A 17,810-nucleotide genomic window follows, 5' to 3' on the forward strand; every position below is an offset into this window, starting at 1 on the left:
CCACCCGCCACCCGCCACCCGCCACCCGCCACCCGCCACCCGCCACCCGCCACCCGCCACCCGCCACCCGCCACCCGCCAGCGCGGCGTGGTGGCGGGGCGGAGGTGGCCGGGGTTGCCGTCGGGGGGAGTTGGGCACTGCCCTGAGGGGTGTGGGGCGAGGGCCTAGGGTTGTGCGGGTGGCGACACTTCTGCTCCTGCGGCACGGACGCACCACCGCAAACGCCGACGGTGGGCTCGCCGGTCGGCAGCCCGTCGAACTGGACGAGACCGGCCGAGCCCAGGCCACCGCAGTTGGTGAACGCCTACGGTTGGTGCCGTTGACGGCCGTGGTTACCAGCCCGTTGATCCGGTGCCGGCAGACCCTGGACCTGGCATTGCCCGAAGCGTCGCCGGTGGTGGACGACGGTCTGATCGAGTGCGGGTACGGCAGTTGGGAGGGTCAGCCACTGAAGAAGCTGGCCAAGGAGCCGCTCTGGCCGGTGGTGCAGCAGCACCCCAGCGCGGCCGTCTTCCCCGGTGGCGAGGCGATGGCGCAGATGGCGACCCGAGCGGTCGCGGCGGTACGCGCCTGGGACGCCCGACTGAGCGCCGAACACGGTCCCGAGGCGGTCTGGCTGGCCTGTAGCCACGGCGATGTGATCAAGGCCATCGTCGCCGACGCGCTCGGCGTACATCTGGATCTTTTTCAGCGGATCGTGGTGGACCCAGCGTCGGTGACCGCGATCCGCTACACCCCTCTGCGGCCCTTCCTGGTACGCCTCAACGACGTCGGCGGTGACCTGGCCGGCCTGGTGCCACCGCCGGGTAAGCGGCGTCGGCGGGCCCGCCGGCCGGCGGACTCGGACGCCGCGGTCGGCGGTGGCGCGGGGGCGTCCCGGTGAGCCGCCCGGCTCCGTGTCCCGCGGCGCGCACCGCGGGCGGGACACGCGGTGTCGGCGGCGTCGCTATTCGGGTCGGTGGGGTGCGCGCTGTGCGGGGCCGCCGGATAGGGTCGTGGGTATGACCCACCAGGTGCACGCCTTCGAGCCGCCGGAGCGGTTCGTCGCCGGGACCGTCGGGCCGCCGGGGGAGCGCACGTTCTTCCTTCAGGCGCGCGGCGGTGGCCGGCTGGTCAGCGTCGCGCTGGAGAAGGTCCAGGTCTCCCTGCTCGCCGAGAAGCTGGAGGAACTGCTCACCGAGGCCCAGCGTCGGTTCGGTGTGGAACTGCCCGAGGCTGCTGCCGTCCCGGTCGGTGACAACGACCCGCTGGAGACACCTGTGGACGAGGAGTTCCGGGTCGGCACGCTGGGCCTGGCCTTCGACGCGGACACCGCGACCGTGGTGATCGAGGCGATCGCGGTCGGCGAGGCGGAGACCGAGATCGAGCTTGGCGAGTCGGAGGAGGAGGACGACCCCGACGATGTCGAGCCCGACGAGGACCTCGACCGGCTCCGGGTCCGGCTGACCCCTGAAGCGACCCGTGCGTTCATCGAGCGGGCCCGGCGCGTGGTCAACGCCGGCCGGCCGCCCTGCCCGCTCTGCGGTCAGCCCCTCGACCCGGCTGGCCACCTCTGCCCCCGGAACAACGGCTACCACCGGTGACCTCGTCCGGCGTGGCTCCCCGACAGGACGGGGGTGCCGCGCTGCGCCTGTTGCGTGACGGTGAGCTGACCGTCGAAGGGCGGCTCGTCGATGCCTCGAACACCACCCTGCGTGGCGTGCTGACCCTGGACGGAGCGTCGGCGCGGTGCGTGTACAAGCCGGTGCGCGGCGAGCGACCGCTGTGGGATTTTCCGGACGGCACCCTCGCGGGCCGTGAGGTAGCCGCCTACCTGGTCTCCGCCGCCACCGGTTGGGATCTGGTGCCGCCGACGGTGCTGCGGAACGGGCCGTTCGGGCCCGGTTCCTGCCAACTGTGGATCGACGAGCCGCCCGACGCCGAGCCACTCGTGGGTTTCGTGCCGGCCGACTCGGTGCCACCCCGCTGGTTCCCGATCGCGGCCGCCCGCGACGACGACGGCATTCCGTACGCGCTGGCTCACGCCGACGATCCGCGGCTGGCCCGCCTCGCGGTGCTCGACGCGGTGATCAACAATGCCGACCGCAAGGGTGGCCACGTCCTGGTCGGTCCGGACGACCGGATCCACGGGGTCGACCACGGGGTGAGCTTCCACGTGGAGGAGAAGCTGCGTACGGTGCTCTGGGGTTGGGCCGGCCGGTCGTTGCCGGCCGACGCCGTCGACATGCTCGGCCGCCTGTCCCGTCAGCTCGCCGGCCCGCTCGGCGAGGAACTGGCCGAGCATCTCACCCTCGGTGAGATCGCCGAGCTGACCGCCCGGGTCGACCGGCTGTGCGAGAGCGGTCGCTATCCGCAGCCGTCCCAGGACTGGCCGGCAGTGCCCTGGCCGCCGATCTGAGCCTGTCGCGTTGATCACTCTCGGGCCGGCGTGACGTCGCCCAACGGCTGGCTAGGCTGACGGTCATGGAGTCTTGGGTGGGGCACGAGGTGCCGCGGCTGCCGGGCCGGAGCGAGACGTTGCGGTTGTTCGACTCGGCGCGGGAAGGTGTGCAGCCGAGTGATCCGGACGGCACCGCCACCATGTACGTCTGCGGCATCACCCCGTACGACGCCACCCACCTCGGTCACGCCGCCACCATGATCACCTTCGACCTGGTGCAGCGGATGTGGCGCGACGCCGGCCACGAGGTCCGGTACGTACAGAACGTCACCGACATCGACGACCCGTTGCTGGAACGGGCCGAACGCGACCGCGAGGACTGGAAGGTCCTGGCGATGCGGGAGACGGCGCTGTTCCGGGAGGACATGGAGGCCTTGCGGATCATCCCGCCGGCCCACTACGTCGGCGCGGTGGAGTCGATCCCGGACATCGCCGAGAAGGTGTTGGTGCTGCTCAAGGACGGTGCCGCGTACCGCCTCGACGACGGCACCGGTGACGTCTACTTCGACATCTCGGCCGCACCGAGCTTCGGCTACGAGTCAAACCTGTCCCGCGCGGAGATGCTGGAGATCTTCCCCGAGCGCGGCGGCGACCCGGACCGCGCCGGCAAGCGTGACCCGCTGGATCCGCTGCTCTGGCGCGGCGCCCGCGACGGCGAGCCGTCCTGGCCGGGCGGCGACCTCGGTCCGGGCCGGCCGGGCTGGCACATCGAGTGCGCGGTGATCGCCCTCGGCCTGCTCGGCTCCACCATCGACGTGCAGGGTGGCGGCAACGACCTGCTCTTTCCGCACCACGAGTGCTCCGCCGCGCACGCCGAGCGGTTGACCGGCGCGGCACCGTTCGCCAACCACTACGTGCACGCCGGCATGATCGGGCTGGACGGCGAGAAGATGTCCAAGTCCCGGGGCAACCTGGTCTTCGTCTCCCGGCTGCGCGCCGACCGGGTGGATCCGATGGCGGTCCGGCTGGCCCTGCTCTCCGGTCACTACCGCGCCGACCGGTCCTGGACCGACGACCTGCTCACCGCGGCCGAGGAACGGCTGGGCCGTTGGCGGCGGGCCGCCGCCGCGACCGCCGGACCGTCCGGGGCGGCGTTCCTGGCCGGGGTACGCGAACGACTCGCCGACGATCTCGACACCCCTGGTGCCCTGCGGCTGGCCGACGAGTGGGCCGAGCGGACCCTCGCCGGTGCCGACGACGACCCGGCCGCGCCGCGCCCCTTCGCCGAGACCGTCGACGCCCTGCTCGGCATCCGCCTCTGACAGTCCGAGCCGGCAAAGTCCCCGACGTCCCCGCCTCCCACGCGGTGCCCTCCCACGCGGTGCCCCTCCGCGCCGGGACCCCCTCCCGCCCGGGCGGACAACATCCCCGATGTTGCTGCCTGGCGTGCTCGGGAGGGGACAACATCGCCGATGTTGCTGCTACGTGTTCCCCGTCGGGGCGCGGTCCCCAGGGGTGGCGGACGTGAGGTGGTGAGGTTCAGCCGAGGACGAGGCCGGGGTCGGGGTCCGGCTCGGCGGTGGGGGCGGGAATCTGGTACTCCTCGGTCAGCGTGGTGACCGGGCCCGGCCAGGTGGCCTGGGCGACCTCGATGGGCCGGCGCTGCGGGTCGTACGCCACGTGCAGCAGGTGCAGCACCGGGGTGTCCGGTCGGATCTGGAGGGTCTCCGACTCCTCGCGACTGGGTTGGCGGGCGGTGATGGTGTCGGTGGCGGTCGCGTACCGGCGGCCGGTGGCCTCCTCAGCCTCCTGGTAGAGCGGGCGGCCGAACGCCTCGGCCCGCTCCAGTGTGGTGCCGGCGGTGTCGGCGGGCAGGAACCAGGAGGCGCCCACCTCGACCGGTGCGTCCTCGGTGCGGACGAGGTGGCGGCGGCAGAGCAGCTCGGTGCCGTCGGGTACGCCGAACGCATCGGCCACCTCGGGCGGCGCGGGGGAGCGGCCGACGGAGACGAGCTGCTGGCGATATCGGGCCGCCAGGTCGGTGTGGTAGCCGCGGAAGCCGCCATAGCGGCCTCGGGATAGCCGGTTGAGCCGTCGCCGGGTGCCCCGCACGTACGTACCGGAACCCGGTTTGGTGATCAGGATGCCCTCGACCCGCAGCTGGTCGACGGCGCGTTGGACGGTCTGCTTGGCCACCCCGAACATCTCGGCGATGGCCGGGATGGACGGCAGCCGTTCGCCGGGCGCCCAGTCGCCGCGCCGGATCTGGGTCTTGAGCTGCGCGGCGATCTGCCGGTGCGGGAACTCGGCCGCCCCCGGGTTGATCTGCATCCCCGCCTCCTCATTTTCAGCTAGGTTCCTAGGATGCCGTACGGGTGGTGAGCGCCGCCACCCCGACACACACGTCGAGACCCCGGGCCGACGAACGACCCGGGGTCTCGAAAGCGGAACGGGGTAGCGGGTTACCAGGAACCGGCGGTGGGGCCGGCAGATCCGCCCCGGCGGCGCAGGTACTTCTCGAACTCCTGGGCGATCTCGTCCCCGGTCAACGGGGTGATGCCCGCGTCACCGACGCGTTCCTCCAGCTCGCGGACGTACTCGCCCAGCTCGGCGTCCTGCTCGGCGGCGCTGCGTACCCGCTGCTCCCACTCGGCGGCCTCCTCGGCCAGGTCGGCCATGGGCACCGGAAGGTCCAGCACCTCCTCGACCCGGTGCAGCAGGGCGAGGGTGGCCTTCGGGCAGGGCGGGTTGTTGGCGTAGTGCGGCACGTGGACCCAGAACGAGACGGCGTCGACCTCGGCCCGGGTGCAGGCGTCGTGCAGCACGCCCACGATGCCGGTCGGCCCGTCGTATCGGGTCGGGGTGAGCTGGTAGCGGCGCGCGGCGTCGGCGTCGGAGGCGCTGCCGCTGATCGGCAACGGCCGGGTGTACGGCACGTCGGCCAGCAGAGCACCGAGCAGCACCACCCGCTCGACCTCCAGGCTGTGGCAGATTTCCAGCACCTGCTCGCAGAAGGTCCGCCACCGCATGCTCGGCTCGATGCCGCGGATCAGCACCACGTCCCGCTCGGTGCCGGCGGGGCTGGCGACCGTGAACCGGGTGGTCGGCCACTCCACCCGGCGGGTGGCGCCGTCGGACATGGCAATGGTGGGCCGGCTGACCTGGAAGTCGTAGAAGTCCTCCGGGTCCAGCTCGGTGACGGGCCGGGCCTCCCACACCTGCTCCAGGTGCTCGACCGCCGCGGTGGATGCGTCCGCCGCGTCGTTCCACCCCTCGAAGGCGCAGATGGCGACCGGGGACCGCAGCACCGGCAGCCCGTCGAACTCGGTCACGCCGTCACCTCCTGTTCGTCACCGGCGGTCCGGGAGATGGTCCCGGTCGTCCGCCCACGGTGCGTGGCGGTGTCGCTGTAGTCCTTCACGTCAGTCAGCCTACGTGCCAGGCCCGGACCCGGCCCGTCGGCCGCGCCGGATGGGGCGGGCGTCGACACCGGCGTAGGACCGCGCGGACACCGGTCGGCAGCGCACGTGTTGGGCAATGCGTACCAAAGCGGGCAACGTGATCCCGATGACACAATGTGGGATCGGACGGCACGCGGGGGTGCGGGCCGGTCCCACCGCACTAACCTGAGGTCGTGCGGACTTCGTTGCTCGATGCGCTGGCAGACCGGATCCTCGTCACCGACGGGGCGATGGGCACGATGCTGCAGGCTGCGGACCTGACCCTGGACGACTTCGACGGTCTGGAGGGGTGCAATGAGATCCTCAACGTCACCCGCCCGGACGTCGTACGTGGGGTGCACGAGGCGTACCTGGCGGCAGGCGCGGACTGTGTGGAGACGAACACCTTCGGCGCGAACCTGCCCAACCTCGCCGAGTACGACATCGCCGACCGGATCTGGGAGCTGTCCGAGGTGGGGGCGCGGCTGGCCCGGGAGGCCGCCGACGCGTACTCGACCCCGGAGCGGCCCCGCTGGGTGCTCGGTTCGATCGGTCCGGGTACGAAGCTGCCGACCCTCGGCCACGCCTCGTACGCCAGCCTCCGCGACGCGTACCAGCAGAACGCCGGCGGGCTGATCGCTGGCGGCGCGGACGCGTTGATTATCGAGACCTGCCAGGACCTGCTCCAGGTCAAGGCGGCGGTGATCGGGTCCAAGCGGGCGATGGCCGAGGCAGGCCGGCAGGTGCCGATCATCTGTCACGTGGCGGTCGAGACCACCGGCACCATGCTGCTGGGCAGCGAGATCGGCGCAGCGCTGACCGCCATCGAGCCGCTCGGCGTGGACCTGATCGGCCTCAACTGCTCGACCGGGCCGGCCGAGATGGGTGAGCACCTGCGTTACCTGTCGCAGCACTCCCGCATCCCGGTGTCGGTGATGCCCAACGCCGGCCTTCCGGTGCTCACCCCCGACGGGGCGTACTTCCCGCTGGGTCCTGAGGAGATGGCCGACGCGCTGGCACGGTTCGTCGTCGACTACGGCGTCGCGCTTGTCGGCGGCTGCTGCGGCACGACCCCCGAGCACATCCGGGTGCTCGCCGAGCGGATGCGCGACGTGCGGCCGGTGGCCCGCGAGCCGCGTACCGATGCGGGTGTCTCCTCGATCTACCACCACGTGCCGTTCGCGCAGGACGCGAGTGTGCTGATGGTGGGGGAGCGGACGAACGCCAACGGCTCCAAGGCGTTCCGCGAGGCGATGCTCGCCGCCGACTGGCAGTCCTGCGTGGAGATCGCCCGTGGCCAGGCCCGCGACGGCTCGCACCTGCTGGACCTCTGCATCGACTACGTCGGTCGGGACGGCACCACCGACATGCGCGAGCTGGCCGGTCGGTTCGCCACCGCCTCCACCCTGCCGATCATGCTGGACTCGACCGAGCCGGCGGTGATCGAGGCCGGGCTGGAGGTGCTCGGCGGGCGCTGCGTGGTCAACTCGGTCAACTACGAGGACGGCGACGGCCCGGAGTCCCGCTTCGGCCGGGTGATGCCGGTGATCATGGAACACGGCGCGGCCGTCGTGGTGATGTGCATCGACGAGGAGGGGCAGGCCCGCACCGCAGCGGACAAGGTCCGCATCGCCTCCCGCATCGTCGACGACCTGACCGGACGCTGGGGGATGCGGCTGCCGGACATCATGGTCGACGCGCTGACCTTCCCGATCTCCACGGGTCAGGAGGAGACCCGCCGGGACGCCATGGAGACCATCGAGGCGATCCGTGAGATCGCCCGACGCTACCCCGGGATCAACTTCACCCTCGGCATCTCCAACGTCTCCTTCGGACTCAACGCCGCCGCCCGTCAGGTGCTCAACTCGGTCTTCCTGCACGAGTGCGTGCAGGCCGGGCTCACCTCGGCGATCGTGCACGCCAGCAAGATCCTGCCGATGTCGAAGATCCCCGACGAGCAGCGCGAGGTCGCCCTCGACATGGTCTACGACCGCCGCCGCGAGGGCTACGACCCGTTGCAGCGGTTCATCGAGCTGTACGAAGGCGTGGACGCCGCCTCGGCGCGTGCCACCCGGGCCGAGGAGTTGGCGGCCCTGCCGCTCAACGAGCGGCTCAAGCGGCGGATCATCGACGGGGAGCGCAACGGCCTGGAAGCCGACCTCGACGCGGCGATGGCGGCCGGCACCGCCCCGCTGCTCATCATCAACGACATCCTGCTGGACGGCATGAAGGTCGTCGGTGAGCTGTTCGGCTCCGGTCAGATGCAGCTGCCGTTCGTGTTGCAGTCGGCCGAGGTGATGAAGACCGCGGTGGCGTACCTCGAACCGCACATGGAGAAGGCCGACGACGGCGGCAAGGGTCGCATCGTGCTCGCGACCGTCAAGGGCGACGTACACGACATCGGCAAGAACCTGGTCGACATCATCCTGTCCAACAACGGCTACGACGTGGTGAACATCGGCATCAAGCAGCCGATCTCCGCCATCCTCGATGCCGCCGAGCAGCACCGCGCCGACGCCATCGGCATGTCGGGTCTGCTGGTCAAGAGCACCGTCATCATGAAGGAGAACCTGGTCGAGATGGCGTCGCGCGGGGTCGCGGAGCGCTGGCCGGTCCTGCTCGGTGGCGCCGCGCTGACCCGGGCGTACGTCGAGGACGACCTGCGGTCGATGTTCCCCGGCCAGGTGCACTACGCCCGCGACGCCTTCGAGGGACTCTCCCTGATGGACCGGGTGATGGTCGCCAAGCGCGGCGGTGCCCCGGTGGTGGACCCCGAGCGGGAGGCGGCCCTGGCTGCCCGGCGGGCCCGCCGGGAACGGCAGCGTGCGGTGGTCGCCGAGTCGCTGCCGGAACTGCATGACACCTCGGTACGCTCCGACGTCGCGGTCGACGTGCCGGTGCCGGTCGCACCGTTCCACGGCACCCGGGTGGTCAAGGGGGTGCCGCTGGCCGACTACGCGGCACTGTTGGACGAGCGGGCCACCTTCATGGGCCAGTGGGGGCTGCGCGGTGCGCGCGGTGGCAAGGGCCCGTCGTACGAGGAGCTTGTGGAGACCGAGGGCCGGCCTAGGCTGCGCTACTGGTTGGACCGGCTGATCGCCGATCAGGTGTTGGAGGCGGCCGTGGTGTACGGCTACTTCCCGGCCTACTCCGAGGGCAACGACCTGGTGGTCCTGGACGAGAACGGGCACGCCGAGCGGGCCCGGTTCACCTTCCCCCGGCAGCGGCAGGAGCGGCGGCTGTGCCTGGCCGACTTCTTCCGCCCGCGCGGCGAGGAACTGGACGTCGTCGCGTTGCAGTTGGTCACCGTGGGCCAGCCGGTCAGCGAGTACGCGGCGAAGCTGTTCGCCCGCAACGAGTACCGCGACTACCTGGAGGTGCACGGCCTGTCGGTGCAACTCACCGAGGCCCTCGCCGAGTACTGGCACAAGCGGGTCCGGGCCGAGCTGCGGCTGCCCGACGGCCGTACCGTCGCCGACGACGACCCGGCCGACCTGGCCGGCCTGCTGGGCACCGACTACCGCGGCTGCCGGTACGCGTTCGGCTACCCGGCCTGCCCCGACCTGGAGGACCGGGCGAAGATCGTGGAGCTGCTCGGCGCCGAGCGGATCGGTGTGCAGCTGTCGGAGGAGTTCCAGCTGATGCCGGAGCAGGCCACCGACGCCATCGTCGTCCACCATCCCGAGGCCAGCTACTTCAACGCCAAGTGACGCCCGCAGGTGCCGTGACCTGCACTTCCAACACCTGCGGTAGGCGTTGAACCAGAACCCACCCGACGCGTCGGCAACGTCATCGTGTGGTCCATCTTCCGAGGCCGGCACCAAACCAAAGCCAAGATCAGTCACTACACCCGACATGACCCCACCGAGCCCGGAAACGGATCTCCTACTGAAGTACTAGGGCCACTGGATGGCCTCGACGACGAGTTCTGCGGAGCACGAGTTATCATCGATTCGCTCGGCTCGGATGGTGAGCGATGACTTGCCCTTAGGCACGCGCAGTTCCTGTTCCTGGCTCCCAGAACCAGCCACGCCATTGCCGAGAGTTTCGCCATCGGCGAGTAGCTCCCACCGAACCTGCGCGCGGTCCGAGCAGCCATCAACGACGATGCTCAGATCTCTCTGGCGTGCCGGACCCGAGAGGGTGGCCTGTGCCTGGATTGCCTGCCCTGGCGAGTCAAGGAGCCAGCGATTGGTGCAGGTGGTATGCATTGCGAAGTTCAGACCGCCGGTCGTGCATTCCTGCTGTGCTGCGTCGCCGATGGAGAACCGCATCTCGGTGCGATTAGGAACCTCAGGAAGAAGTAAGGCAGCGGTTACCGAAAATGCCGGGATGCCAAGTACCACTCCTGCCACACCGAGCCTGCGGCGCGTCTTCTTGCGCAGGATCTCCTTGGCGGTCGTACACTCGGATTCGTATGCGGCCAGGATTTCTGGCTTGTCCAGGGAGAGCGCCAGCGCGCGGACAAAGGGCCTCGCCATATCCAGCGTCGATTTCATCCGAGAGGAGGTGTTCGACGCTTGTACGGCCACGATGACAGCGACCAGCGTACCTGCTATCGCCGCAAACCAGGACCCCCGTTCCAACAAGTCCAACCAGTCCGACATGGCTCTCCCTCTCCACCGCTCGGCAGTTGCAGGAAATACGAGCGAGCATAGACGAACGTCCGGCGGCACACCGGTGCTGTTTTCGCGCTGCGCAGGCAACCCATTGCCCCATTTGCGCGTGTGCTGGCGTGCTCCCAGTTCATACACTCGCCGTACCACTTCCGGCGCGCCCACCACGACGCCAGATTGGTCGTCGCCGCACTGAACATGGCTGCGGTCACCTGCGGCGGCTGCCGCAACGTGGTCGTGCACGAGACCGGCGACCCCGACGTGATCGTGGTCGAGTACGAACTGGTCGGCACACACACGGCGACCGGGGTAACCGCCTCGGCGCTGTTCATCGGGGTACTGCGGACCAGCCACGGCATATTGGCCCAGTGGCGCGAGTATCAGCACACCCTCGCCATCGCTCAGGCCGTCGGCCAGGCGCAAGCCGGCACTACCGAGGTGCTTCTGTGATCAGGACGCCGGCCGGAAGTCCGGGCCGTCGGCTGTCGTCACCAATTCCCAGCCGAAGGCTTCCAGGCTGATGTCGGTACGGGCACCGAAGGTGTGGACCAGTCTGGCGACCGGCCCGTCCGGCAGGCTGTCGCCGACCATGGCGAATACCTCGGCCGGGTCTTCTCCGAGCTGCCGTGCCACGATCCACGGCACCGCCAGAGCCACCATGAAGTCTCGGTCGTCATCGGACGCAAGACATCGGGCGAGGCTGGTCGCCAGTACCGAGCGGCGTAGCAGATCGACGGAGTTCTGTCGCAACGCCAGGGTGGCGAGGCGGGCGCCGTAGCGGCCGAGGGCGAGCGCGGCGGCGGGGTCGAGGGAGTTCACGAAGCTCTGCTCGATGTGTCGCGGTGCGCGGGCGAGGATCTCCTCCGCGAGTCGGTCCTGCTTTCCTGAGATTCTCGCCAGGTTGGGTTTCACCCGGTCAGGGTGGCAGAACTGCGCGAGGTCAGCACTCGGCCCTGCCGAGGCGCGCGAACTCGTCAAGGGAGACGTACCTCGGTACCTCGTCGTTGCTCACGATGGCGGTGGTCATGACCGAGCCTGGTCGCAGACCGGCCAGTTCGGGGAGCCGGAAGGTCACCGCGTGGGTGGTGAAGCTGCTGTTGTCGGCGACGCCGTACATGCGGAAGGCGGCGCGCCGATCAGGGGCAGGATCGGACGGGAATCCCGGCAGTTGGACGGTGGCCGGCGAGGTCGCGTCCCGGGGTACGTCATAGTCCCGGCCTGGCCAACTCGGCCAGTTCGCGGAAGGGACCGGAACGCCGGACGGGGTGGGCGAGACCGCCCTTGCGGCGGTAAGGACAATCACGTCCGGCGGCTTGTCCGCACACCAGGCCAGTGCCGCGAGCAGCCGGCCGTCAGCATCCACGGTGAGGCCGGTGATGCCCTTGATCTCTGGGGTGCAGGCGGTCAGCGCGGTCAGCACGAGCAGTGTGGCGGCCAGCGTGGCGACGATCCGCCGTGTCCTCGCGCGCGTTCGAGCGACCATGCTCTGACGATCGCAGCGCAGCGTCGACCTGCGACCTCGGCTGGGTTTGAGGTCGGTGACGATGACGCGGGACCGTCCCGTCGCCGACGACCGGATTCGACAGGTCCGCGCAAGTCGCATGTCCCCGACACGGCCTGGCTCGTCCGGCAGCTCCTGCCGCTGCACGTCGGAGCCGGGTACCGTCGATTGTGGCGGCTCGCTGGTGTGGAGGCCAGCGGATCGCCGCACAGTCCTCCACCTGGGAGCTTCGCCATGCCGCCGAGTGCGCGCACCATCGTTGCCCCACGGTTCCCCGCTGAGCTTGCCCGACTTCGACGTGTCCGTGGCCTGTCACTGCGCGTTTTGGCACGCCTTGCGTACGTTGGCAAGAGCTACGTGCACGACCTTGAGACGGGCCGTACCCGACCGTCCCGGGAACTCGCCGCGCACCTCGACGACACGTTGCAGGCCGGCGGGAAGTTGGCCGCGATGGTCGTCGATGCGCCGACCGTGACCACCCCCGACGACGATGACCGCCTGGCGTACGTGCTCGCCGAACCGACCCGCCTCGACGCCGCCGCGGTGCGGCTGCTCGCCGAGGTGCTGGCTGCGCAACGCCGCCTTGACGACGTCCTGCCGGCTCCGGTGACACTGCCGGCCATGGTGGCGCAGCGGTCCACTATGCAGCAACTCGCCGAGCGGGCCGCCGGGCCGTACGCCGGCCAGCTGCACGAGTTGGTGGCGGAGTGGACGCAGTTCGTCGGCTGGTTGCATGCCGAAGCCCGCAACGACGGCGAGGCGATACAGGTGCTGATCGAGGCCGCCAGGCAGGCCGACGCCGTTGAGAGTGGCCCGCTCGCGGCGCAGGTGGAGAACTTCCGAGGCTACCTGGAGCGGCAGCGAGGCAACCCGCGCGGCATCGTGCGCCATTTCCTGACCGCGTACCACACACCCGGGGCGACGGCCCTGCAACGCGTCGGCGACGCGGTCCAGGCCGCCCACGGGTACGCGCTGCTCGGCGATCGGCGCTCAGCGGCAGGGCTCCTCGGTGAGGCCAGCGACCTCACCGAGGCGGCCGAGCGCGAGCAGGCACCGGTCCTGGCCTACTGGCTGACGCCCACGTTCAGCAGGATGGGTCTCGGGCTGGCCTATCTGGCGCTCGGCGACACGTCGGCCGGCATCGACAATCTGCGGGCCGGGTTGGCCGGGTTGCCGCCTGACCAGCGGGACGCCGCATGGACGCAGGAGTATCGGCAGGCACTCGCGGTCGCCACCGGCTGAGCTGTCCGTCAACCGTCCCGGACAGGACGCCGGACGCCTCGCACCTGCCCTGAGTGCCCACGGCCATCGCACGATTCTTGTGGGTGGTGGCGGTGCGCCCCCACGTACCGCCGCCCCCGTCCCCGAACTTCGGCGGAGGTGATGGCGTGAGCAGGTGGCGCAGGTTCTGGTGGTGGCTGCGGCGGCGGCCGATACCGCTGACGGACGGCGGGCAGTGGCGGGAGACCGTCGAGCAGGAGGCCGCCCGGCAACGCCTGCTCGACCAGGCCCGGCGCAACGCCCAGTGGCCGGCATGACTGGGCGTGCCGTCAGCTATCGGGACGCGATGGCCGCCGAGGCGGTGCGAATCGGCCGGGCCGCCGACGCCCTGCCCGCCCGGCTCGCCGACGAGCACCTGCCGCGGCGGCCGGAGTGGACGTGCGCCAGCTGCGAGGGCGAACCGCCGTGGCCGTGCGCCCCGGCGCGGGTGCGGCTCGCCGAGGCGTACGGCCGGGACCGGGTGGGCCTGTCGATGTACGCGGGTGCCTTGTTGACGGCGGCGTTGGACGACCTGCCGCGCGAGGATCCCGGCGAGCTGACGACCCGGTTCCTCGCGTGGCTGCGGTGCGCGTGCGGGACGGGTAGCCGCGCCGGGATGTGACCGACGATCGGCACCCCGTCGCATCCGCCGTCCTTTGCGTACGCCCGCCTGCCGGAGACCGGTCAAGCGCGGAACGGCCGGACGGCGGTAGCCGGGTGTGAGATCTGTTGCACGGACACGCCGACACACCATCTGGTGTCTTGCGTTCGCGCGTCGCCCATATATGGTGTCACCCGTAGCTGGTTCGGCGCCCATCCGGGGCGGCCGAGGCAAGAGGGAACCCGGTGGAAATCCGGGGCTGCCCCGCAGCGGTGAGTGGGAACGACAGCCGTCACACAGCACTGGGCCCCGGCCTGGGAAGCGACGGCCAGTAGGAGCGCGCGAGCACGCCCACGAGTCCGAAGACCTGCCAGCACGCCGCCCGCACTCGTGGGCGGCGGCCGCAGGCCGCGTGGGACGGCCGACGCCATGAACGGGCCGTGCCGCCTGCGCGGATCCCGTGGCGTCCTCCCCGCGTGTCCGAGGCCCCAGTAGACGGCGCGAGGAGAGAGACGTGACGGTCGTGCGGGAGATGCCGGCCTCCGACGCAGGTGTGTCGGAGCAGCGCCGGCAGGTGATGCAGGTCCGCAAACGCGACGGCGCCACGGAACCGGTGGACGTCAACAAGATCGTCCGGGCGGTGGAGCGGTGGGTGACCGACCTCGACGAGGTCGATCCGCTGCGGGTGGCCACCAAGACCATCAGCGGCCTGTACGACGGGGCCACCACCGCTGAACTGGACAAGCTGTCCATCCAGACGGCCGCCGAACTGATCGGTACGGAGCCGCAGTACTCGAAGCTGGCGGCGCGGCTGCTGGCCGCGTACGTGGACAAGGAGGTCCGTGGGCAGCAGGTGGCCAGCTTCAGCCAGTCCATCCGGTACGCCCACGGCCTGGGGCTGATCGGAGACGCTACCGCGGAGTTCGTGGCCCGCAACGCCCGCAAGCTGGACGACGCGGTCGACCCGGACGGTGACCTGCGGTTCGAGTACTTCGGACTGCGTACCGTCGCGGACCGCTACCTGCTGCGGCATCCGCAGACCCGCCTGGTGGTGGAGACACCGCAGTACTGGCTGCTGCGGGTGGCCTGCGGGCTGTCGCAGACGCCCGGCGAGGCGATCGGGTTCTACCGGCTGATGTCGAGCCTGGCCTACCTGCCGAGTTCACCGACGCTGTTCAACTCGGGCACCCGGCACACCCAGATGTCGTCGTGTTTCCTTGTCGACTCGCCGCGCGACGAACTCGACTCGATCTACGAGCGTTACCACCAGGTGGCGAAGCTGTCGAAGTTCTCCGGCGGCATCGGCATCTCCTGGTCACGGGTCCGGGGCCGGGGCGCGTTGATCCGGGGCACCAACGGCCGCTCCAACGGCATCGTGCCGTTCCTCAAGACCCTCGACGCGGGGGTGGCGGCGGTCAACCAGGGTGGCCGGCGCAAGGGCGCGGCCTGCGTGTACCTGGAGCCGTGGCACCCGGACATCGAGGAGTTCCTGGAGTTGCGGGACAACACCGGGGAGGAGTCCCGGCGTACCCACAACCTGAACCTGGCCAACTGGATCCCGGACGAGTTCATGCGCCGGGTCGAGGCGGACGGCGACTGGTCGCTTATCGACCCGTCGGACGCACCCGAGCTGCCGGACCTGTTCGGCGAGGCGTTCGACGAGGCGTACCGGGCCGCGGAGAAGAAGGCCGTCCGGACGGTCAAGGCCCGCGACCTGTACGGCCGGATGATGCGTACGCTCGCGCAGACCGGCAACGGGTGGATGACGTTCAAGGACGCGGCGAACCGGCTGTCCAACCAGACCGGTGCGCCCGGCAACACGATCCACCTGTCGAACCTGTGCACGGAGATCCTGGAGGTCAACAGCGACACCGAGACGGCCGTGTGCAACCTCGGGTCGGTCAACCTGGGCGCGCACGTCACCGCCGACGGTGTCGACTGGGAGAAGCTGCGCGCCACGGTACGCACGGCCGTGGTGTTCCTCGACCGGGTGATCGACATCAACTACTACCCGGCCGAGCAGACGGCGGTGTCGAACCCGCGCTGGCGTCCGGTCGGGCTCGGCCTGATGGGGCTACAGGACGCCTTGTTCACCCTGCGCCTGCCGTTCGACTCGGCGCCGGCCCGGGAGTTGTCGACCCGGGTCCAGGAGGAGATCTTCCTGACCGCGCTGGAGACGTCGGCCGGGCTCGCCGAGCGGTTCGGCCCACACCCCGCGTACGCCGAAACCCGCGCCGCGAAGGGTGAGTTGCATCCCGACCTGTGGGGCGCGGAGGTGACGCAGGCGTCGCGGTGGACCGCGCTGCGCGAGCAGATCGCCCGCCACGGCCTGCGCAACTCGCTGCTGGTGGCGATCGCACCGACCGCCACGATCGCTTCGATCGCCGGGTGCTACGAGTGCATCGAGCCGCAGGTGTCCAACCTGTTCAAGCGGGAGACGATGTCCGGCGAGTTCCTCCAGATCAACACGTACCTTGTGCGGGAGTTGAAGGCGCGCGGGCTGTGGACCGCGCCGATCCGGGAGCAGATCAAGCGGGCCGAGGGGTCGGTGCAGGGCATCGCCGAGCTGCCCGAGGAGGTGCGGGAGCTGTTCCGTACTGCGTGGGAGCTGCCGCAGCGGGCGCTGATCGACCTGGCCGCCGCCCGCGCCCCGTTCATCGACCAGTCGCAGTCGCTGAACCTGTTCCTGAGCGCGCCGACCATCGGCAAGCTCTCCTCGATGTACCTGTACGCCTGGAAGGCCGGGCTGAAGACCACCTACTACCTGCGGTCGCGTCCGGCGACCCGGATCCAGCAGGCCACCGTCGCCGTCACCCCGGCGGCCAGGCCGATCGTCGCGGTCAGCGACGACGAGGCGTTGGCCTGCTCCCTGGAAAACCCCGAGAGCTGCGAGGCATGCCAGTGACAACTGTTTCCGAACCCGACACCGGCCAGCGGCAGATGCTGCTCGACCCCGGCATGGACCTGACCCTGCGGCCCATGCGCTACCCGCAGTTCTTCGACAGGTTCAAGGACGCCATCAAGAACACCTGGACCGTCGAGGAGGTCGACCTGCATTCCGACCTTGCCGACCTGGCGAAGCTGTCCCCGGCGGAGCAGCACCTGGTGTCCCGGCTGGTCGCGTTCTTCGCCACCGGCGACACCATCGTGGCCAACAACCTCGTGCTCAACCTCTACCAGCACGTCAACTCGCCGGAGGGACGGCTGTACCTGTCCCGGCAGCTGTTCGAGGAGGCGGTGCACGTCCAGTTCTACCTGAACCTCCTGGACACCTACGTGCCGGACGAGCGGGAACGGTTCGCGGCGTTCGCGGCGGTGGAGAACATCCCGTCGATCGCCCGCAAGGCCGAGTTCTGCTTCAAATGGATCGACTCCATCTTCGAGCTGCGGGAGCTGAAGACCCGCGAGGACCGGCGGTCGTTCCTGCTGAACCTGATCTGTTTCGCCGCCTGCATCGAGGGACTGTTCTTCTACGGCGCGTTCGCTTACGTGTATTTCCTGCGGTCCCGGGGACTGCTGCACGGCCTGGCCTCCGGCACCAACTGGGTGTTCCGGGACGAGTCGATGCACATGGCCTTCGCCTTCGACGTGGTCGACACCGTACGCGCCGAGGAGCCGGACCTCTTCGACGCCGAGATGGAGCAGCAGGTCCGGGACATGCTTGCCGAAGCCGTCGAGTGCGAGGTGCAGTTCGCCGCCGACCTGCTCGAACAGGGCGTGTCCGGGCTGTCCCTGGTCGACATGCGCGAATATCTCCAGCACGTCGCCGACCGGCGGTTGGCGCAGTTGGAGATCGAACCGCTGTACGGGTCGAAGAACCCGTTCGCCTTCATGGAGTTGCAGGACGTGCAGGAGTTGTCCAACTTCTTCGAACGGCGGGTGTCGGCCTATCAGGTCGGAGTCACCGGCACTGTCGCTTTCGACGACGATTTCTGACGGCGGTCCGGCCACCACCACGAACCGGGTCCGGCCCGGCGATGATCCTGCCGATCACCGCCGGGCCGGTTCACCG

Annotated in this window: 16 protein-coding genes and 1 riboswitch; of the genes, 11 read left to right on the forward strand and 5 right to left on the reverse strand. The window is 70.1% G+C overall.

What is annotated here, in order from left to right:
* The first annotated feature begins 172 nt into the window (after nucleotides 1–172).
* From Vse01_RS00005 to mshC, 4 genes are all read left to right on the forward strand, one after another.
* Nucleotides 173–883 carry a histidine phosphatase family protein gene (locus Vse01_RS00005; protein ID WP_093402069.1) on the forward strand — a complete coding sequence of 237 codons (711 nt, stop codon included), beginning with the start codon at nucleotides 173–175 and terminating at the stop codon, nucleotides 881–883.
* 118 nt (nucleotides 884–1,001) lie between these two features.
* A complete protein-coding gene (locus Vse01_RS00010) occupies nucleotides 1,002–1,583 on the forward strand; it encodes a DUF3090 domain-containing protein (protein ID WP_093402070.1) in 582 nt (193 codons plus the stop codon).
* Complete coding sequence (locus Vse01_RS00015) at nucleotides 1,580–2,398, forward strand: SCO1664 family protein (protein WP_093402071.1); 819 nt, start codon at nucleotides 1,580–1,582, stop codon at nucleotides 2,396–2,398. Before Vse01_RS00010 ends, Vse01_RS00015 begins: the two co-directional genes overlap by 4 nt.
* Nucleotides 2,399–2,463: 65 nt before the next feature.
* Complete coding sequence (gene mshC, locus Vse01_RS00020) at nucleotides 2,464–3,702, forward strand: cysteine--1-D-myo-inosityl 2-amino-2-deoxy-alpha-D-glucopyranoside ligase (RefSeq protein ID WP_093402072.1); 1,239 nt, start codon at nucleotides 2,464–2,466, stop codon at nucleotides 3,700–3,702.
* Between the two features lie 217 nt (nucleotides 3,703–3,919).
* On the opposite strand, the gene Vse01_RS00025 is transcribed toward mshC, so the two are convergent.
* Both Vse01_RS00025 and Vse01_RS00030 read right to left on the reverse strand, forming a co-directional pair.
* Nucleotides 3,920–4,711: a GntR family transcriptional regulator gene (locus Vse01_RS00025; protein WP_093402073.1), complete on the reverse strand. Its 792-nt coding sequence runs from the start codon at nucleotides 4,709–4,711 to the stop codon at nucleotides 3,920–3,922.
* A 131-nt stretch (nucleotides 4,712–4,842) separates the two neighbouring features.
* Nucleotides 4,843–5,712, reverse strand: coding sequence for a PAC2 family protein (locus tag Vse01_RS00030; protein ID WP_093402074.1), 870 nt, complete (start codon nucleotides 5,710–5,712; stop codon nucleotides 4,843–4,845).
* A gap of 302 nt (nucleotides 5,713–6,014) precedes the next feature.
* Between Vse01_RS00030 and metH the strand changes: the two genes are divergently transcribed.
* On the forward strand, nucleotides 6,015–9,530 hold the full coding sequence (metH, locus tag Vse01_RS00035) for a methionine synthase (protein WP_170863315.1): 3,516 nt from the start codon (nucleotides 6,015–6,017) through the stop codon (nucleotides 9,528–9,530).
* A gap of 186 nt (nucleotides 9,531–9,716) precedes the next feature.
* On the opposite strand, the gene Vse01_RS00040 is transcribed toward metH, so the two are convergent.
* The gene (locus Vse01_RS00040) at nucleotides 9,717–10,427 is read right to left on the reverse strand and encodes a hypothetical protein (RefSeq protein ID WP_139233086.1); all 711 of its coding nucleotides are present in this window, start codon (nucleotides 10,425–10,427) and stop codon (nucleotides 9,717–9,719) included.
* 207 nt (nucleotides 10,428–10,634) lie between these two features.
* Between Vse01_RS00040 and Vse01_RS00045 the strand changes: the two genes are divergently transcribed.
* On the forward strand, nucleotides 10,635–10,886 hold the full coding sequence (locus tag Vse01_RS00045) for a nuclear transport factor 2 family protein (protein WP_239104262.1): 252 nt from the start codon (nucleotides 10,635–10,637) through the stop codon (nucleotides 10,884–10,886).
* On the opposite strand, the gene Vse01_RS00050 is transcribed toward Vse01_RS00045, so the two are convergent.
* Both Vse01_RS00050 and Vse01_RS00055 read right to left on the reverse strand, forming a co-directional pair.
* The gene (locus Vse01_RS00050; protein ID WP_093402076.1) at nucleotides 10,887–11,348 is read right to left on the reverse strand and encodes a hypothetical protein; all 462 of its coding nucleotides are present in this window, start codon (nucleotides 11,346–11,348) and stop codon (nucleotides 10,887–10,889) included.
* A 28-nt stretch (nucleotides 11,349–11,376) separates the two neighbouring features.
* Nucleotides 11,377–11,919: a hypothetical protein gene (locus Vse01_RS00055; protein ID WP_093402077.1), complete on the reverse strand. Its 543-nt coding sequence runs from the start codon at nucleotides 11,917–11,919 to the stop codon at nucleotides 11,377–11,379.
* 252 nt (nucleotides 11,920–12,171) lie between these two features.
* Here Vse01_RS00055 and Vse01_RS00060 point away from each other — a divergent pair, with 252 nt between their 5' ends.
* From Vse01_RS00060 to Vse01_RS00080, 5 genes are all read left to right on the forward strand, one after another.
* Complete coding sequence (locus tag Vse01_RS00060) at nucleotides 12,172–13,179, forward strand: helix-turn-helix domain-containing protein (protein WP_093402078.1); 1,008 nt, start codon at nucleotides 12,172–12,174, stop codon at nucleotides 13,177–13,179.
* A 146-nt stretch (nucleotides 13,180–13,325) separates the two neighbouring features.
* Complete coding sequence (locus tag Vse01_RS00065; RefSeq protein ID WP_170863316.1) at nucleotides 13,326–13,475, forward strand: hypothetical protein; 150 nt, start codon at nucleotides 13,326–13,328, stop codon at nucleotides 13,473–13,475.
* Complete coding sequence (locus Vse01_RS00070; protein ID WP_139233087.1) at nucleotides 13,472–13,819, forward strand: hypothetical protein; 348 nt, start codon at nucleotides 13,472–13,474, stop codon at nucleotides 13,817–13,819. The genes Vse01_RS00065 and Vse01_RS00070 overlap by 4 nt, the downstream gene beginning before the upstream one ends.
* A gap of 163 nt (nucleotides 13,820–13,982) precedes the next feature.
* Nucleotides 13,983–14,187, forward strand: a riboswitch (cobalamin riboswitch).
* Nucleotides 14,188–14,330: 143 nt separating this feature from the next.
* Nucleotides 14,331–16,703 (forward strand): ribonucleoside-diphosphate reductase subunit alpha, encoded by a 2,373-nt coding sequence (locus Vse01_RS00075; protein WP_232511100.1) that lies wholly within the window; start codon nucleotides 14,331–14,333, stop codon nucleotides 16,701–16,703.
* The gene (locus Vse01_RS00080) at nucleotides 16,694–17,734 is read left to right on the forward strand and encodes a ribonucleotide-diphosphate reductase subunit beta (RefSeq protein ID WP_093402081.1); all 1,041 of its coding nucleotides are present in this window, start codon (nucleotides 16,694–16,696) and stop codon (nucleotides 17,732–17,734) included. The genes Vse01_RS00075 and Vse01_RS00080 overlap by 10 nt, the downstream gene beginning before the upstream one ends.
* Nucleotides 17,735–17,810: the final 76 nt, after the last annotated feature.

Origin of the sequence: Micromonospora sediminimaris (genome assembly GCF_016863575.1) — a bacterium.
Classification (GTDB): Bacteria; Actinomycetota; Actinomycetes; order Mycobacteriales; family Micromonosporaceae; genus Micromonospora; species Micromonospora sediminimaris.

What these genes read in the sequence shown, in the direction of transcription:
- Vse01_RS00010 (WP_093402070.1), top strand. Translation starts at nt 1,002, where the DNA reads ATGACCCACCAGGTGCACGCCTTCGAGCCGCCGGAGCGGTTCGTCGCC.
- mshC (WP_093402072.1), top strand. Translation starts at nt 2,464, where the DNA reads ATGGAGTCTTGGGTGGGGCACGAGGTGCCGCGGCTGCCGGGCCGGAGC.
- Vse01_RS00025 (WP_093402073.1), bottom strand. Translation starts at nt 4,711, where the DNA reads ATGCAGATCAACCCGGGGGCGGCCGAGTTCCCGCACCGGCAGATCGCC.
- Vse01_RS00040 (WP_139233086.1), bottom strand. Translation starts at nt 10,427, where the DNA reads ATGTCGGACTGGTTGGACTTGTTGGAACGGGGGTCCTGGTTTGCGGCG.
- Vse01_RS00045 (WP_239104262.1), top strand. Translation starts at nt 10,635, where the DNA reads ATGGCTGCGGTCACCTGCGGCGGCTGCCGCAACGTGGTCGTGCACGAG.
- Vse01_RS00055 (WP_093402077.1), bottom strand. Translation starts at nt 11,919, where the DNA reads ATGGTCGCTCGAACGCGCGCGAGGACACGGCGGATCGTCGCCACGCTG.
- Vse01_RS00060 (WP_093402078.1), top strand. Translation starts at nt 12,172, where the DNA reads ATGCCGCCGAGTGCGCGCACCATCGTTGCCCCACGGTTCCCCGCTGAG.
- Vse01_RS00070 (WP_139233087.1), top strand. Translation starts at nt 13,472, where the DNA reads ATGACTGGGCGTGCCGTCAGCTATCGGGACGCGATGGCCGCCGAGGCG.
- Vse01_RS00075 (WP_232511100.1), top strand. Translation starts at nt 14,331, where the DNA reads ATGCCGGCCTCCGACGCAGGTGTGTCGGAGCAGCGCCGGCAGGTGATG.
- Vse01_RS00080 (WP_093402081.1), top strand. Translation starts at nt 16,694, where the DNA reads ATGCCAGTGACAACTGTTTCCGAACCCGACACCGGCCAGCGGCAGATG.